Annotated in this window: 18 protein-coding genes and 1 other RNA gene; 5 read left to right on the plus strand and 14 right to left on the minus strand. The window is 61.2% G+C overall.

The features are described from left to right. Positions 1 to 37 precede the first annotated feature (37 nt). Both ACJ8IJ_RS12560 and ACJ8IJ_RS12565 read right to left on the minus strand, forming a co-directional pair. A complete protein-coding gene (locus ACJ8IJ_RS12560; RefSeq protein ID WP_004937105.1) occupies positions 38 to 391 on the minus strand; it encodes a YraN family protein in 354 nt (117 codons plus the stop codon). Further along, the gene (locus ACJ8IJ_RS12565; RefSeq protein WP_015379163.1) at positions 388 to 2,427 is read right to left on the minus strand and encodes a penicillin-binding protein activator; all 2,040 of its coding nucleotides are present in this window, start codon (positions 2,425 to 2,427) and stop codon (positions 388 to 390) included. The genes ACJ8IJ_RS12560 and ACJ8IJ_RS12565 overlap by 4 nt, the downstream gene beginning before the upstream one ends. A gap of 62 nt (positions 2,428 to 2,489) precedes the next feature. Here ACJ8IJ_RS12565 and rsmI point away from each other — a divergent pair, with 62 nt between their 5' ends. Together rsmI and rnpB are read left to right on the plus strand one after the other, a co-directional pair. Next, positions 2,490 to 3,353, plus strand: coding sequence for a 16S rRNA (cytidine(1402)-2'-O)-methyltransferase (rsmI, locus tag ACJ8IJ_RS12570; RefSeq protein ID WP_004937108.1), 864 nt, complete (start codon positions 2,490 to 2,492; stop codon positions 3,351 to 3,353). Positions 3,354 to 3,394: 41 nt separating this feature from the next. Then, an RNA gene (gene rnpB, locus ACJ8IJ_RS12575) (RNase P RNA component class A) lies at positions 3,395 to 3,772 on the plus strand. Between the two features lie 57 nt (positions 3,773 to 3,829). Here the strand turns inward: rnpB and ACJ8IJ_RS12580 are convergent. Next, positions 3,830 to 4,531 (minus strand): pirin family protein, encoded by a 702-nt coding sequence (locus tag ACJ8IJ_RS12580; RefSeq protein ID WP_004937111.1) that lies wholly within the window; start codon positions 4,529 to 4,531, stop codon positions 3,830 to 3,832. A 107-nt stretch (positions 4,532 to 4,638) separates the two neighbouring features. Here ACJ8IJ_RS12580 and ACJ8IJ_RS12585 point away from each other — a divergent pair, with 107 nt between their 5' ends. Beyond that, positions 4,639 to 5,535: a LysR family transcriptional regulator gene (locus ACJ8IJ_RS12585; RefSeq protein ID WP_004937113.1), complete on the plus strand. Its 897-nt coding sequence runs from the start codon at positions 4,639 to 4,641 to the stop codon at positions 5,533 to 5,535. A gap of 51 nt (positions 5,536 to 5,586) precedes the next feature. Here ACJ8IJ_RS12585 and ACJ8IJ_RS12590 read toward each other — a convergent pair whose 3' ends face one another. The 11 genes from ACJ8IJ_RS12590 to ACJ8IJ_RS12640 form a co-directional block, all read right to left on the minus strand. Beyond that, a complete protein-coding gene (locus tag ACJ8IJ_RS12590; RefSeq protein ID WP_004937116.1) occupies positions 5,587 to 6,573 on the minus strand; it encodes a glutathione S-transferase family protein in 987 nt (328 codons plus the stop codon). Positions 6,574 to 6,643: 70 nt separating this feature from the next. Then, positions 6,644 to 7,039, minus strand: a complete 396-nt coding sequence (locus ACJ8IJ_RS12595) for a DoxX family protein (protein ID WP_004937119.1) — start codon at positions 7,037 to 7,039, stop codon at positions 6,644 to 6,646. A 294-nt stretch (positions 7,040 to 7,333) separates the two neighbouring features. Then, positions 7,334 to 7,621, minus strand: a complete 288-nt coding sequence (locus tag ACJ8IJ_RS12600; RefSeq protein ID WP_004937121.1) for a YqjK-like family protein — start codon at positions 7,619 to 7,621, stop codon at positions 7,334 to 7,336. Further along, a complete protein-coding gene (locus tag ACJ8IJ_RS12605; RefSeq protein ID WP_033636106.1) occupies positions 7,618 to 8,019 on the minus strand; it encodes a phage holin family protein in 402 nt (133 codons plus the stop codon). The genes ACJ8IJ_RS12600 and ACJ8IJ_RS12605 overlap by 4 nt, the downstream gene beginning before the upstream one ends. A gap of 2 nt (positions 8,020 to 8,021) precedes the next feature. Beyond that, complete coding sequence (locus ACJ8IJ_RS12610; RefSeq protein WP_004937125.1) at positions 8,022 to 8,327, minus strand: DUF883 family protein; 306 nt, start codon at positions 8,325 to 8,327, stop codon at positions 8,022 to 8,024. A gap of 164 nt (positions 8,328 to 8,491) precedes the next feature. Continuing rightward, positions 8,492 to 8,863: a DUF1090 domain-containing protein gene (locus ACJ8IJ_RS12615; protein ID WP_004937128.1), complete on the minus strand. Its 372-nt coding sequence runs from the start codon at positions 8,861 to 8,863 to the stop codon at positions 8,492 to 8,494. A gap of 243 nt (positions 8,864 to 9,106) precedes the next feature. Beyond that, entirely contained in the window at positions 9,107 to 9,481 is a 375-nt protein-coding gene (gene mzrA / locus ACJ8IJ_RS12620; RefSeq protein WP_004937130.1) for an EnvZ/OmpR regulon moderator MzrA, read from the minus strand. Then, a complete protein-coding gene (locus ACJ8IJ_RS12625; protein ID WP_004937132.1) occupies positions 9,478 to 10,158 on the minus strand; it encodes a DedA family protein in 681 nt (226 codons plus the stop codon). Before ACJ8IJ_RS12625 ends, mzrA begins: the two co-directional genes overlap by 4 nt. 136 nt (positions 10,159 to 10,294) lie before the next feature. Next, a complete protein-coding gene (locus tag ACJ8IJ_RS12630) occupies positions 10,295 to 10,741 on the minus strand; it encodes a hypothetical protein (RefSeq protein WP_004937135.1) in 447 nt (148 codons plus the stop codon). 186 nt (positions 10,742 to 10,927) lie between these two features. Continuing rightward, positions 10,928 to 11,704 (minus strand): transcriptional regulator ExuR, encoded by a 777-nt coding sequence (exuR, locus tag ACJ8IJ_RS12635; protein ID WP_004937137.1) that lies wholly within the window; start codon positions 11,702 to 11,704, stop codon positions 10,928 to 10,930. Between the two features lie 119 nt (positions 11,705 to 11,823). Continuing rightward, a complete protein-coding gene (locus ACJ8IJ_RS12640) occupies positions 11,824 to 13,122 on the minus strand; it encodes an MFS transporter (protein WP_015379157.1) in 1,299 nt (432 codons plus the stop codon). A 295-nt stretch (positions 13,123 to 13,417) separates the two neighbouring features. On the opposite strand from ACJ8IJ_RS12640, the gene uxaC reads away from it, so the two are divergent. Then, complete coding sequence (gene uxaC, locus ACJ8IJ_RS12645; protein WP_021505095.1) at positions 13,418 to 14,830, plus strand: glucuronate isomerase; 1,413 nt, start codon at positions 13,418 to 13,420, stop codon at positions 14,828 to 14,830. A 20-nt stretch (positions 14,831 to 14,850) separates the two neighbouring features. Beyond that, positions 14,851 to 16,338: a UxaA family hydrolase gene (locus ACJ8IJ_RS12650; protein WP_442518717.1), complete on the plus strand. Its 1,488-nt coding sequence runs from the start codon at positions 14,851 to 14,853 to the stop codon at positions 16,336 to 16,338.

Raw genomic sequence — 16,338 nt, forward strand, 5'->3', positions numbered from 1 at the left:
CTAAGTCAAAGGGCCGGTCTGCGCCGCAAAACCCCGATTAATCCGTATTGAAGGCGTTGGGTATCCATTCTAACTGGCTACCGGTAATGGCCAAAACATCAAAACGGCAAGATGATGTGTCAAAACTGGCTCCGCGCCCCGCCAGCCAGACGGCGGCGGCGTGCAGCAACCGCTGTTGTTTGCGAAAGGTGACGCTGGCGGCCGCGCCGCCGAAGGCGTCGTTGCGGCGGTAGCGCACTTCGACGAACACCCAGGTGGTGCCGTCGCGCATGATGAGGTCGAGCTCACCGCCGCGCACCGCGACGTTGGCGGCGCAGAAGGTGAGCCCGGCGTGTTCCAGGTGACGGCGGGCCAGTAACTCATAGCCCGCCCCTGAGGTGCGTGGGTTCAAGAGACTGGAACGACCGTACCCTGACGGTATTGCAGCCAAGGCAGCTTACGGTTGATCACGCAGTTCGGCGACGCGCTCAGCGTACCGGTGGTGCCGGAAACCTGGAAGCCCGGCAGCTGGCGCATTTCAGCAAAGTGGTTGGCCAATGTCCAGGCATCCATCCCCATCGCATACAGGCGCACCAGCGAGTAGTCGTTGCGGAAACGCGCGCTGGCCTGCTGCAGCAGCTGAGGGTTAGAGCCGGCCAGCAGCGGAATATCGCTGAACTGCAGGCCTTCCATTTCCAGACGGAAGTCCGGGCCGGCGCCGGCCTGGTAGCTGCGCGAGCTGGCGTACATCGCCGGCTTGCCGCGCGAGCTGGTAGCCATGTCGATCATCGGTTTGATCAGCGTCAGCTGAGACTGCGTGGCGACGATGTACACCGCGTCGACGCTGCCGCCGGTGGCGGCGGGCACGTCGCTCGGCGGCGCAGGAATGGTCAGCCCGGCGATGGTGACGCTCTGCGGCGCCGGGGCGCTCGACATCGGCGTACCGGTCATGCGGATGCCGCCGCTGTTCACCATTTGGCGCAGCTCGCCGGCGGAGCCGATGTCCTGGCGCAGCACGGTTTGCCCGCCTTGCTTCTGCCATTCCTGGTTAAAGGCCCTGGCGACGCGATCCCCGAAGGCGCCGCGCGGCACCAGCAGCAGCGGTTGACGCTTCTGCTGTTCCCAGATGTGGCGGGCGGCGTCGCGGGCTTCATCTTCCGGCGACAGGGCGAAGTAACAGATGTTCAGGTTGTCCTTCGGCGTTTCGGGCTGGTTGAGCGCCAGCACGTTCAGCGTGGTGGTGCTGGCGGACAACTGATCGACGTTCTCTTTCAGCAGTGGGCCGACCACCAGGGTGGCGCCATCCTGCTGCGCCTGGCTCAGCAAGGCGGCGAGCGGCTGGCTGGTGGTGTCGTACACTTTGACCTGCGCGTTGGCGGCCTGCAGCGGCGTTATCGGCGCGCTGGACGGCGCAGCGGGTTGCGCGGCGGTGACGGCAGGCTGGCTCTCTTGCGCCGAAGGGCTGACAGCGCCGTTGGCGTTGATGTCACCCGTAGCGGCCTGATCGGCCGGCGCCGTTTGGGCCGGCGTGCTGGCCGGTTGCGCGGCTTGAGGTTGCGGCGCCGGCATGGAACCGCCGTTTTTCGCCGCTTCGAAGCCTTGCTGGATGGCGTCGGCGAACACTTTCGCCTGGCCGTTCAACGGCAGCAGCAGGGCGATTTTCGAGGTGGAGGCCTGGGTGAAGTTCAGCACCTGATTCAGGCGAGCCGGCAGCGTTTTGGCCGCCGGGTTCTTCGGATAACGGTTCTGCCAGTCTTTGATGCCGGCCTTCAGCAGATCGGGATCCTGCTTGTTGTCCTGATAGACGCGCAGCAGGTCCAGCCAGCCTTGCAGCACGTTCTCGTCGGCGTTGATCACCAGGCTGTTCATCTCCTGCGGCGTCAGCTGCAGCAGGGCCTGCCAGGTTTGATCCAGATTGTCCTGGTGCGCCTTGCCGGTCAGCAGCGGCTCCTGGGCGATATAGGCGCGGATCAATGGCAGCGACGCTTTGCCCTGATTGGCGGCGATCTGCGCCTGGTAGTAGCGCACCTTCTGATTCGGCGACAGCGCACCGCTGTCCAGATGGCCCAGCGTGCTGCGGGCGCTGACGTAGCTCTTGTTGGCGATCTGCAGTTCGGCGGTCAGCAACTGGCGTTCAGTCTGCTGCGCACCGCTAAGGTTTTTCGGCAGCTGGTTCAACTGGTCGCCGGCCTGCGGCAGTTTTCCTTCACGCAGCAAGGCGCGAATAGCAAGTAATTGCCAGTCAGCCTTGTTATCATCGCTGCTTTGCTGCAACTGCTGCAGGTAGTAATCGGAGCTGGCGCTCGCTTCGTCCTGTATATTGGCGGGCGGCGTTTGCGGGGCCCGACTTGGACAGCCCGCCAGGAAAAGGGCGGCGGCGATGACTGCGGTCAGTCGGACAGGCTTGGAACGCCCTGCTTTGGTACGAACGAATGTTGAGGAAAGCATACTGTATCCAGTGATGTTTTTTTCAAGATGCTCAATATTAAATCGGCAACCCGGATGAAACAATGAATCAACACCAACAATCAGTCATTTCTGCATCAACGCTGTATGTGGTGCCCACCCCCATCGGCAATCTGGGCGATATCACCCACCGCGCGTTAGAGGTACTGAAAAGCGTTGATCTGATCGCGGCGGAAGACACGCGCCATACCGGATTGCTGCTGCAACACTTCGCGATCAACGCGCGTCTGTTCGCGCTGCACGACCACAACGAACAGCAAAAGGCCGATCAGCTGCTGGCGAAACTGCAGGAAGGCCAGAGCATCGCGCTGGTGTCCGACGCCGGCACGCCGCTGATTAACGATCCCGGTTATCACCTGGTGCGCCGCTGCCGCGAGGCCGGCATTCGCGTGGTGCCGCTGCCGGGCGCCTGCGCCGCCACCACCGCGCTGTGCGCCGCGGGCGTCGCCTCCGACCGTTTCTGCTACGAAGGTTTCCTGCCGGCGAAAACCAAGGGGCGCAAGGATACGCTGATGGCGCTGGCGGAGGAACCGCGCACGCTGATTTTCTACGAATCCACCCACCGCCTGCTGGAAAGCCTGCAGGACATGGTCACCGTCTGGGGCCCGCAGCGCTATGTGGTGCTGGCGCGCGAGCTGACCAAAACCTGGGAATCCATCCACGGCGCGCCGGTGGGCGAGCTGCTGGCGTGGGTGCAGGAAGATGAAGTGCGCCGCCGCGGTGAGATGGTGCTGATCGTCGAAGGCCACAAGGCGCAGGAGGATGCGCTGCCGCTTGAGGCGCTGCGCACGCTGGCGCTGCTGCAAAAAGAGCTGCCGTTGAAAAAGGCGGCGGCGCTGGCGGCGGAAATCCACGGCGTGAAGAAAAATGCGCTGTATAAGCACGCGCTGGAGCAACAACAGCCGTAAAGCGGTTGACCTGCCGCCGCCGCGACGCTACTATCCGCGCCGGAGTTGACCAGACAGTCGCCGCTTCATTGCCGTCCTCTTCGGGGAGACAGATGGAGGGGAGGAAAGTCCGGGCTCCATAGGGCAGGGTGCCAGGTAACGCCTGGGAGGCGCAAGCCTACGACTAGTGCAACAGAGAGCAAACCGCCGATGGCCCGCGCAAGCGGGATCAGGTAAGGGTGAAAGGGTGCGGTAAGAGCGCACCGCGCGGCTGGCAACAGTTCGTGGCACGGTAAACTCCACCCGGAGCAAGGCCAAATAGGGGTTCACATGGTACGGCCCGTACTGAACCCGGGTAGGCTGCTTGAGCCAGTGAGCGATTGCTGGCCTAGAGGAATGACTGTCCACGACAGAACCCGGCTTACCGGTCAACTCCCTCGACAAAAGAAAACCCCGCGCAACGCCTGTTGCGCGGGGTTTTTCGTTTTTCGGCCGGCTTACACCGGCAGGTCAATCAGCAGCGCGCGCAGCGGCGTCTCGGCGCGGATCGTCAGGCGGTTTTCCTCACGCACGAAGGCGCCGTCGCCGCAGGTCAGGCGTTGCGCTTCGTGGCGCTCGCCGGTAGCGGCGATGGTGCCGTGAATCGACTGCAAATAGGCGCGCGGCCCGTTAATCGTCAGCGTTTGTTCTTCGCCCGGCTGCAGATCGAGATGGTGGATCCAAACCTGCTGGCGCAGCTGCAGGCTGCCCTGCGCGCCGTCCGGCGAGGCCAGCAGCAGGTTGCCTGCCGCCGGCAGCGCCAGGCGCTGCACTCGCTCGTTGTTGCGTTCCGGGCAGGCGTCCAGCCACAGCTGCAGGCGGGTCAGCGGCGTATCGCTGCTGACGTTCTGTTCGCTGTAACTCAGGCCCGGTTGGGTGGCCAACAGCAGCGCTTCGCCGGCTTTGGCGCGCGCGGTGTTGCCGTCGCTGTCGCGGTATTCCGCCTCGCCCTGCAGGATCAGGTTCAGGATATCCACGCTGGGATAGGTGCGCGGCTGGAACGACGCGCCCGGTGCCAGCACCTCCTGATTCAGTACCCGCAGCGACGCGTAGCCCATCAGTTTGGGATCGAAGTAGTGACCAAAGGAAAAGGTGTAGCGAGCCTGCAGCCAACCAAAGTCAGCTTGCCCGCATTGTTGTGCTGTTCTGCATGTAATCATGGCAATCGGCTCTCTAAATTCATTATCCAAATGGTAAGCATCTGGACGTCGGATTGTTAGCCAGTTAATCTGGTCGGCATATTCAAATTTCCTGACAGAGGGATGTGATGGCCAGAGATCGGGCGCTCACGCTTGAGGCGCTGAGAGTGATGGACGCGATCGACCGGCGTGGCAGTTTCGCCGCGGCCGCCGACGAATTGGGGCGGGTGCCGTCGGCGCTCAGCTACACCATGCAAAAATTGGAAGAAGAATTGGACGTGGTGCTGTTCGACCGTTCGGGCCACCGCACCAAGTTCACCAACGTCGGGCGCATGTTGCTGGAGCGCGGGCGGGTGCTGCTGGAGGCGGCCGATAAGCTGACCACCGACGCCGAGGCGCTGGCGCGCGGTTGGGAAACCCACCTGACCATCGTCAGCGAAGCGCTGTCGCCGCCGAGCCTGCTGTTCCCGCTGGTGGACAAACTGGCGCTGAAGGCCAACACCCAGGTGTCGATTTTCACCGAAGTGCTGGCGGGCGCCTGGGAGCGGCTGGAACAGGGGCGCGCCGACATTGTGATCGCGCCGGACATGCATTTTCGCGCGTCGTCGGAGATCAACACCCGCAAACTGTACAAGGTCATGAGCGTTTATGTCGCCGCGCCGGATCATCCTATCCACCAGGAGCCGGAGCCGCTGTCCGAGGTGACCCGCGTGAAGTACCGCGGCATTGCGGTGGCGGATACCGCCCGCGAGCGCCCGGTGTTGACCGTACAGCTGCTGGACAAGCAACAGCGCCTGACGGTGAGCACCATTGAAGACAAACGCCTGGCGCTGCTGGCCGGGTTGGGGGTGGCGACCATGCCGTATCCGATGGTGGAGAAAGATATCGAGGCCGGGCGGCTGCGCGTGGTGGGGCCGGAATACAGCCGCGAAGCCGATATCATCATGGCCTGGCGGCGCGACAGCATGGGGGAGGCGAAAGCCTGGTTCCTGCGCGAAATTCCGCGCCTGTTCGCGCAGCGCTAACGTCGGTTGGATGACATCCCCTTGCCGGGCGGCAAGGGGATTTTTTTTGCCTTAGCCGAAGCGCTGGTCGCGGCCGTGCGGCTCGTCCAGATCCTGCGCCGGCCCGATGGAAATGATGCCGTGCGGGTTGATGGTGGCGTGGCTGCGGTAGTAGTGGTTGCGAATGTGCGGCAGGCTGACCGTTTCGGCGATGCCCGGCATCTGGTAGATGTCGCGCAGGAAACCGTACAGGTTCAGATAGTCGCTGATGCGGTGTTTGTCGCACTTGAAGTGGGTGACGTACACCGGATCGAAACGCACCAGCGTGGTCCACAGACGCAGGTCGGCTTCGGTCAGCCGATCGCCGGTCAGGTAGCGATGTTGCCCCAGGATCTGCTCAAGGCGCTCCAGCGCGTTGAATACCCCGTTGACCGCTTCGTCATAGGCTTCCTGGCTGGTGGCGAAACCGGCCTTGTACACGCCGTTGTTCACTTGATCGTAAATCCAGCCGTTCAGCTCATCGATCTTACCGCGCAGATCGGTCGGGTAGTAGTCCCCAGCCCGAGCGCCGACGCCGTCAAACGCGCTGTTGAACATGCGGATGATGTCGGCGGATTCGTTGCTGACGATGGTTTGCCGCTGTTTATCCCACAGCACCGGCACGGTCACGCGCCCGCTGTAGTGCGGATCGGCCCGCAGGTAGATCTGGTACAGGAAGTCGGCGTGATACAGCGGATCGCCGGTGGTTTCAGGAAAATCCTGGCCGAAGGTCCAGCCGTTTTCCAGCATCAGCGGGTGCACCACCGAGACCGGAATAATCTGCTCCAGCCCTTTCAATTTGCGCATCAGCAGCGTGCGGTGCGCCCAGGGGCAGGCGAGAGAAACATACAGGTGATAACGGCCCGCTTCGGCCTGGAAGCCGCCCGCTCCGTGTTCGCCGGGCTGACCGTCGGCGGTCACCCAATTGCGAAACTGAGCGGTTGAACGTTTGAAACGGCCGCCGGTAGATTTCGTGTCATACCAGATGTCTTGCCAAACGCCATCGACGAGTTGTCCCATGGGAATCTCCTTGGTGTCCGAGTGAAAAACGACAGGGCCCGGCATGCCGGGCCCTGAATGACAGTTTAGATTACCATTTCTTGTTCAGAAGACGGTCGATGCTGAAGCCGCCCGGGCCTGCGACTGCCAACACGATGAAGCCGCCGGCGATGGTCAGATTTTTCATGAACATCAGCTGGTTTACGCCTTCCGCAAAGTCAGTGTGGAACAGCAGCGCGGTCAGGATGGTGAAACCGGCAGTGAACAGCGCCACGGTGCGGGTCAGGAAGCCGAACAGGATCGCCAGACCGCCGCCAAACTCCAGCAGAATGGTCAGCGGCAGCAAGAAGCCAGGCACGCCCATCGATTGCATGTACTGTTGGGTTCCGGCATAAGCGTCACCCATTTTGCCGTAGCCTGCCACGATAAACAGGATTGGCATCAGGATACGAGCAACCAGCAAACCTGTATCTTCTAATTTTTTCATCATCTACTCCAAAGTGTTTTTGTGTGCCTGTTCGGCGGTAGTCATATCAACGGGCGGTATATCGGGTCTCTCACCCTGTCCGGCCCATATCGTATTGATGGAGTGAATGTTAATCGGGAAGTGCTCAGGTTGTTAGCAAGTAAAACTGTCGTAATTTTTCAAAAAATCTGAATCTTTAGCGTGCTAATAAACTGACGCTTGTCAGCAGGTTGCCCAGCCCTCGGGATAAACAGCGCTGTTTTAAGGGAAAAACGAGGGCAGAGCAACAGGATGTTTGAAGGAAAAACGCGGGGCTTACTTGGCGGAGAAGGTCTTTTTAAACAGTCGGATAGCGCTCCAGGCACCGAAAGCGCGACGCGACCAGCGGATCATCTTGCTGGGGTGGCGGATGCCGTACAGCGCCATGACGCTGGAACCGAGTACCAGATAGCGGCGCAGGCCAAAAACGGTCTGCCAGCCGCGGTCAATGCGTTCGGTTTTTTCCAGCCACAAAGACTTGTGTTCGGCCAGATCCAGACGCTGTTGCTGGATCTGGCGAATCAGCCTCTCTTTCTTCCATTCCAGGTAGCGGCGGCGGCTCATGGCTCGCGCTCCAGTTCGGCGCGGTCGAGTTCCAACTGCTTGCGCGTGGCGCCCAGCAGCGTGGTGCGACGGGCCTTGACCAGCGTCCAGATGGTGCCGACCACGGCCAGAAACAGCAGCACGCCAGTGGTGGCACCCAGCGCCATCAGCCGGTAGACCGGATCGATGGCCCAGAAGATCAGGATCAGCAGGCTCATCAAACCGAAGGCGGTGAACAGCAGCGTCATACCGGCCATGATCAGCAGCTGAATGAGGTTAGCTTTCTCCTCTTCCAGCTCGACGACCGCCAGCCGGACACGGGTTTCCACCATGCCGACCAGGATCGTGATGATGCGCTGACCGATATCTAGGACCCCTTTGGCGGGGCCCTGCGCGCGCACTTGCGGTTGTTCAGCCATGATTAACGACGCGCGAGCAGCACGCCCAACACCACGCCGACCGCCGCGCCGATACCGATGCCGGTCCACGGGTTGTCGCGCACATAGTCGTCGGCCTGGCCGGCGATCTGTTTGGTTTGCGAAGCCAGCTTGTCACCGGCGTCGCTCAGGCGAGCGCGAGTCTCTTTCAGCGCGCCTTCCGCCTTCGAGCGCAGCTTCTCCAGCTCGGCTTTCGGCTTGTCGGTGGAGGAGTTCAGCACTTCCTCCAGCGTATCGGCTAAGGACTTCAGTTCAGCGCGTAAGTTTTCTGCATTTGAATCATGTGCCATGTGATTATTCCTTAACGTTTATTTCGACAGACTTTTAACATAGCGGATTTTTTCGCCGGAGCAAAGGGGTGATGACCAGCAGATAACACCAGACATCAATTCCATATGCTTAAGAAATCCCGTGTGATGGGGCTCTCATCGATAAATCCGCTGGTGTAAAAAAATTATTCCGCCTGGGCGCGTTTCAATTCAGCCTGCGCTTCGGCCAGCTTTTGCTGCTTCTTGGCGACCTTGTCCAGCTTGCCGGTTTGCTGCGCTTCTTTCAGCTCCTGCCGGCGTTCTTCGACCTTGCGCTGTTTCTCTGCGATGTTTTTCTGGCGTTCGGCCTGCAGGCCGGCTTCGGTGCAGTGAGTCTGCACTTCGCTCAGCGCTTTTTTCAGCCCTTCCACGCGGTGGGTGTTGCCGTGTTGGGTGGCGTAGTCAATTTGCTGCTGGATGTCTTGCGCTTTGGCGGCGCAGCCGCCCTCAGCGGCCGAAGCGAACGCCGGCAGCGTGCAGAGTGGTAACAGCAGTAACAGTGAGTGGCGTAATTTCATCTTTCAGTTCCTTTTTCATGGGATGCCTGAACAGGCATCCGCTTTCCTGGCTGCCGAAAGCGGCAGCGCGAGAGGAGGGCGTTCATCGCCGGCTGAAGTTACCCTTCAGCATAGTCATGAAACCGGCGAGCCCCCAAAGAATCAGCCGTGACCCAGTGCTGACTGATTAATTATTGAGCTAATCGATGCGAATGAAAATGAAGATTATGGCAATGAAAGGAAACCCCTTCATATGAAGGGGGATTATCCCAGATTGAGCGGGGAGCGCGCAAATTCGCGCACCCAATGTGACGGCACGGGGGACTCGCTCAATGCGATGTGGTAACCGGGCGGCAGAATGGTTTGCAACGCTTCGCGCGCCAGCAACTGCTGCTCCGGCGAATCCAGACGGATGACCAGGCCATCGCCTTCCGGCGTGATGCTTTTGATGCGGATGCCGCGCTCATCCAGGCGCTGGTAGACATAAAAACCGTCGGGCAGCGACAGCCCTTGCTGGCTGGCGCGGATGCGCAGCTCGCTCTCGGTGCGCACCATGCAGGGCACCAACAGCGTCGCCAGCGCCAGCAGGGCGAGCGCGATCATCAGGACGTATTGCCAGCGCGGGCGCTTTGCTGTCACGCCCCTTTCCCCGGGTTCTGGCTGTTGGCGCGCTTCTTGCGCCACAGCACGATCAGCGAGCCGACCAGCCCGACCACCAGCAATACCAGCGGCAACATCATCAGGCAGAACATCAGCTGATCTTCATACTTGCGGAACACCGGGGTTTTTCCGAGGGCGAAGCCCAGCGTCGTCAGGATCAAGACCCACAGCAGGCCGCTCATCCAGTTGAAGAACTGGAAGCGTGCGTTGCTCAGGCCGGACAGGCCGGCGATGGTCGGCAGCAGGGTGCGCACGAAGGCCAGGAAGCGGCCGACCAACAGGGCGGAAAGGCCGTGACGGTGGAACAGGTTATGTGCACGCTGATGGTAGTGGGCCGGCAGATGCGAAAGCCAGCCTTGCACCGTTCGCGTATTGCCGAGCCACCGGCCTTGTATATAACTGACCCAGCACCCCAGGCTGGCGGCGACGGTCAGGATAACGATGGTCAATGGGAAGCCCATGGTGCCTTTGGCGATCAGCACGCCGACCAGGATCAGCAGGCTGTCACCCGGCAGGAAAGCGGCCGGCAGCAGGCCGTTCTCCAAAAACAGGATCATGAACAGCAGGATGTAGAGGGTCCACACCAACGAAGGGTTCGCCAGCGTCTCAAAATCCTGCTGCCATAAGGCATGTATCAGTTCTTTAATGATGTCCATCCGGTGTTCCTAAAACGTCATTGTTTATTTTTATCTCAGCGGCGGAGCGGGCGTGAGCTGAAAGCGCGCGGCGATCCTGAGTGCTGATAACGATGAAACGGCGTTGCTTTAAGGTTTCTAAGCGGTGCGACACCGGTCATAGGTGGTAAGTCAGCGTGCCACGGTACTGCATGTTGCTTTCTTTCCAACCGGCCTGGCGACTCTGTTGCCTGGAAGCGTCCAGCATCCAGTCGACCTGGGCAAGCCGGTTGGGAGCCGGGGTGTCCTGGCGGGGGAAGCGAATTCGGTAACCCGGCTCTGCGGCCAGGGTATAGACCGGCGCCGGCAGGGAGGATGCGAGCAGCGAACCGGAGAAAGAGTGCGCTCTGGGCAGCAGCAGCGGCAACTTGCCGGGGGCTTTGCGGCGCGCTTCGGCCGGCGCCCGATACACATGATCATAGGGGGAAAGCGCCGGCTCCGCCAGCAGCGGCAGGCTGCTCAGCGCGCTGGGGGTTGGCTTGGGTGACGCCACGCATAGCTGTTGGCCGGAGACCGAACCGGTCCAGCAGAAAACAGCAATCAGCATGGCAAACAACCAGCGCATTTATTCGCGTCCCGCCCCCGCAGCAATGGGTAAAAAAGTGGGCTAACTCTACCAAAATAGCACGATTGGCAACAGGGAAATCTACGTTGCCGACGGTGAAATAGTACACGGCAAACGGCGGTTCCGGCATCGATTCAGCGGATTTTACATTACCTGACATAAGCCGACGGTTTTTGACCGCCGTGGCTATTTCGGCTCGTGGTTCACGCCATCCAGATGCACCACCGGATTCTCGGCAAACAGGTAGCGATCGGCGTTGTATTCGAAGTCATCGCTGGTGGCGTTGAACAGCATCTGTTTGGTGTTTTCCAGGTGCTGCCACATCGCCAGTTTGGCGGCGTAAGGGTCTTTGCGCATCAGCGCCTTGAGGATCTGATCGTGATCGTCACACCAGCTGGCGATCGAGCGTTCGTCGATATGCTCGTGCAGCTTTTTCCAGTAAGGGTTGTTGACCCGCTGCACCCACATTTTTTCCACGATGGTGGCCATGGCGGTGTTCTGGGTGGCCAGCGCCACCTGCACGTGGAACTTCAGATCCCACTGCGAGTCGCGGAAGCGATCCTCTTTACGGGCGTGCTCCTGGATCTCCATCAACTGCACGATATCTTGTTTGGTCACCTGGGTAGCGGCGAACTCGGCGATGTTGCTTTCAATCAGCTGGCGCGCCTGCAGCAGCTCAAACGGGCCGGCGGTGGCGAACTCGATGCTGTCGCCCGGCACCACCAGGTGCTTTTGCTGGTTGGACACCACATGGATCCCGGATCCCTTGCGCACGTCCACATAGCCTTCCACTTCCAGCATGATGATCGCCTCGCGCACCACGGTACGGCTGACATTCATCTCTTCGGCGATGTATCGTTCGGCCGGCAGCTTGTCGCCTACCGGGTAGCGGCCGCTTTCGATGCGTTGCTTAAGCTCGGCGGCCAGTTGCTGATACAGGCGTCTGGTTTCGGTGAATTCCATAGTGAATGCTCTATACGGTGCGGTGGGAAGGGGCGCGTGGCCATCGGATTTGTTATACCACTTATTCGGCACCGCTGCCAGAGGAGCAAGAGGCCCGGCGCGGCGGCCGGGCGGCGGGATCAGCTGCGCGCCGGGGCCGGTTGCAGCGTGGCCGGCTGGGTTTCGGCGGCCGGACGGTTTTGCAACACCGTCCAGATGACGATGGCGCCGAGAATGTCGAAGACCGACAGCGCGGCGAACAGTGGGCTGAAGCCGAGGGTGTCCGCCAGGGCGCCGACCACCAGGGCGAACAGCGTGCTGGCGGTCCAGGCCGCCATGCCGGTGAGGCCGTTGGCAGTCGCCACCTCATTGCGGCCGAACACGTCGGAAGAGAGGGTGATCAGCGCGCCGGACAGTGCCTGATGGGCGAAGCCGCCGACGCACAGCAGCGCGATAGCCGCGTAAGGGCTGGTGAACAGGCCGATCATGCCGGGGCCGATCATCAACACCGCCCCCATCGTCACCACCAGCTTGCGTGAGACGATCAGGTTGACCTTGAAATACTTCTGGAACAGCGGCGGCAGATAACCGCCGACGATGCAGCCGAGATCGGCGAACAGCATCGGCATCCAGGCGAACATGGCGATCTCTTTCAGGTTAAAACCGTAGGCCTTGAACATGAACAGCGGGATCCAGGCGTTGAAGGTGCCCCACGCCGGCTCCGCCAGAAAGCGCGGCAGCGCGATGCCCCAGAACTGGCGGTTGCGCACGATCTGCCAGGCGGACATCTTTTTGGCGTTAGAGGTCTGGTGCTGGGCTTCCTGGCCTTCGAGGATGTAACGGCGCTCTTCCTGGCTCAGTTTCTTCTGATCTTTCGGGTGTTTGTAGAACAGCAGCCAACAAATGGCCCAGATCAGGCTCAGCACGCCGGTGATGATGAACGCCATTTCCCAGCTGTGCGCCACGATGGCCCATACCACCAACGGTGGGGCGATCATGCCGCCGATCGATGAACCCACGTTGAAATAACCGACGGCGATCGAACGCTCTTTGGCCGGAAACCACTCGCTGCTGGCCTTCAGCCCGGCGGGGATCATGGCCGCCTCGGCCATGCCGACCGCGCCGCGCGCCAGCGCCAGGCCGCCCCAGCTGTTGGCCAGCGCGGTGCCCATACAGAACAGCGCCCACAGAATGGCGAACATGGCGTAGCCGACCTTGGTGCCCAGCACGTCCAGCACGTAGCCCGCCACCGGTTGCATCACGGTGTAGCAGGCGGAATAGGCGGCGACGATATAGGAATACTGTTGGGTGGTGATGTGCAGCGTATCTTCCAGCGTCGGCGCCGCGACGGCGATGGCGTTGCGGGTCAGGTAGCCCAGCACGGTGCCGATGGTCACTAGTCCAATCATGTACCAGCGTAACCCTTTAATTTTACGCATCCGAAATGTCTCCCCGTTTGAAGGTGTGGCCGTCGATGCGGCTGGCGAGACAATAACCTGTCATACAGGTTTAAAAGTTGAGTGATATCACAAAAGGAATTATTCGCCTGAGCGATACTGTCGCCGGTGAAATAGTGCGTTTGCGCCGCACGCTTGCCGTAAAATTGAGCGAAAAAGGGATTAAAGGACCTTAAACCAACAGCTCATGGGAAAAATTTGCTGGACGCCTGTGAAAATTGGTGTGATAACTTTTGTGATTCGAACCCCGTGCCGCACGGCAAGTAAGGAGCCCGAGATGGCGACGTTTTTGAGCGAAGATTTCCTGCTGGACAACGAATTTGCCCGGCGCTTGTATCACGACTATGCGGCGCCACAGCCGATTTTCGATTATCACTGCCATTTGCCGCCACAGCAGATCGCGGAGAACACCCGCTTCAGCAACCTGTACGATATCTGGCTGCGAGGCGATCACTATAAATGGCGGGCGATGCGCACCAACGGCGTGGCGGAGCGGCTGTGTACCGGCGATGCGGGCGATCGTGAGAAATTCGACGCCTGGGCCGCCACGGTGCCGCATACCATCGGCAACCCGCTCTATCACTGGACGCATCTGGAGCTGCGTCGGCCGTTCGGCATCACGGATACGCTGCTGTCGCCGGCCACGGCGGATGAGATCTGGCAGCGCGGCAATGCGCTGCTGGCGCAGGATGAGTTTCGCGCGCGCGGCATCATGCGGCAGATGAATGTGAAAATGGTGGGCACCACCGACGATCCGATCGACGATCTGCGCCATCATCGGGCGATCGCCGACGATCGTGGCTTCGATATCAAGGTATTGCCGAGCTGGCGGCCGGACAAGGCTTTCACTGTCGATGCACCGGGCTTCAATGACTATCTGCGACAGCTGGAGGCGGCGGCGGATACCGTCATCGGCCGCTTCAGCGCGCTGTGCGACGCCCTGTACAAGCGCATGGATCACTTCGCCGCCCACGGCTGCAAGGTGGCCGACCATGCGCTGGACGTGGTGGTGTTCGGCGAGGCCGATGAAGCGGCGCTGGATGCGATCCTGCTGCGCCGCCTGAACGGCGAGCTGCCGACGCCGGAACAGAGCGCCCAGTTCAAAAGCGCGGTGCTGCTGTTCCTGGCCGGCGAATACCGGCGCCGCGGCTGGGTGCAGCAGTATCACATCGGCGCGCTGCGCAATAACAACAGCCGCATGCTGGCCGCCGTCGGGCCGGATATCGGTTTCGATTCGATCAACGATCGGCCGCTGGCGGAGCCGCTGTCGCGGCTGCTGGATGCCCAGGCGCGGCAGGGGGGCCTGCCGAAAACCATTCTCTACTGCCTCAACCCGCGCGATAACGAAGTGATCGGCACCATGATCGGCAATTTCCAGGGGGAAGGCACGCCGGGCAAGATGCAGTTCGGTTCCGGCTGGTGGTTCAACGATCAGAAGGACGGCATGCAGCGCCAAATGACGCAGCTGGCGCAGCTCGGGCTGCTGAGCCGCTTCGTCGGCATGCTGACCGACAGTCGTAGCTTCCTGTCGTATACGCGCCATGAATACTTCCGCCGCATTCTTTGCCAGATGATCGGCCGCTGGGTGGCGGACGGCGAAGCGCCGGCGGATATCGCGCTGCTGGGCGAAATGGTGAAAAACATCTGCTTCGACAACGCCAAAGACTATTTCGCCATTGAACTGGCGTAGCCGTTATCCGGGACCGGTTTATGCAAAGTACGATAAAGATTCACGAGCAGGATAACGTGGCGGTGGCGCTGCGCGATCTGGCTGCCGGAGAGTGCGTTGAGCTGGAAGGCGCGGTCATCCAACTGGCGCAGCCGGTGGCGCGCGGGCACAAATTTGCGCTCGGCCCGATCGCCGAGGGCGAGGACATCATTAAATATGGCCAGCCGATCGGCCATGCGCTCGCGGCCATCGGGCAGGGGGAGCATATTCATTCGCAAAATGCCAAAACCAACCTGAGCGATCTGGACAGCTACCGTTACCAGCCGCAATTCCCGACGTTGCCGCCGCAGGCCGCGGATCGCGAGGTGCAGTTGTACCGACGGGCCGGCGGCGAAGTGGGGATCCGCAATGAGCTGTGGATCGTGCCGACCGTCGGCTGCGTCAACGGTATCGCTCGCCAGATCCAGCAACGCTTTTTGCAGCAAACGCAGGCAGAGGGGATCGACGGCGTGCATCTGTTCAGTCACCCCTTCGGTTGCTCGCAGCTGGGGCAGGATCATGCCAACACCCGCATCATGCTGCAGAACCTGGCGCGCCATCCCAACGCCGGCGCGGTGCTGGTGATTGGGCTGGGTTGTGAGAACAATCAGGTGGATGCCTTTCGCGCCACGTTGGGGATAGAGGACGAGCGGCGGCTGCGCTTTATGGTGTGCCAACAACAGGACGACGAAGTGGAAGCCGGGCTGGCGCTGTTGCACGAGCTGTACCGGGAGATGCGCCACGATCGCCGTGAGCCGGGCCGCCTGAGCGAGTTGAAGTTCGGCCTGGAATGCGGCGGTTCGGACGGATTGTCGGGTATCACCGCTAACCCGCTGCTGGGGCGGTTCTCCGATTATGTGATCGCCAACGGCGGCACCACGGTGCTGACCGAAGTGCCGGAGATGTTCGGCGCCGAGCGTATTCTGATGAGCCGCTGCCGCGATGGGGAGACCTTCGACAAAACCGTCGACATGATCAACGCTTTCAAACGCTATTTCATCGCCCATCAGCAGCCGATTTATGAGAACCCGTCGCCGGGCAACAAGGCCGGCGGCATCACCACGCTGGAGGAGAAATCGCTCGGCTGCACCCAAAAGGCGGGGTTAAGCCAGGTGGTGGACGTGCTGAAATACGGCGAGCGGCTGCGTGTGCCGGGGCTGAATCTGCTCAGCGCGCCGGGCAACGACGCCGTGGCGACCAGCGCGCTGGCCGGCGCCGGCTGCCATATGGTGCTGTTCAGCACCGGGCGCGGCACGCCGTACGGCGGCTTTGTGCCGACGGTGAAGCTGGCGACCAACAGCGAGCTGGCGGCGAAGAAACCGCACTGGATCGATTTTGACGCCGGCAGCCTGATCCACGGCGTGGCGATGGAGACGTTGCTCAGCCGCTTCATCGATCTGATTGTCGAGATCGCCAACGGGCGCCCGGCGCGTAATGAAACCAACGACTTCCGCGAGCTGGCGATCTTTAAAAGCGGGGTGACGCTGTAA

The organism is Serratia sp. CY40230, assembly GCF_052168835.1.
GTDB lineage: Bacteria > Pseudomonadota > Gammaproteobacteria > Enterobacterales > Enterobacteriaceae > Serratia > Serratia nematodiphila.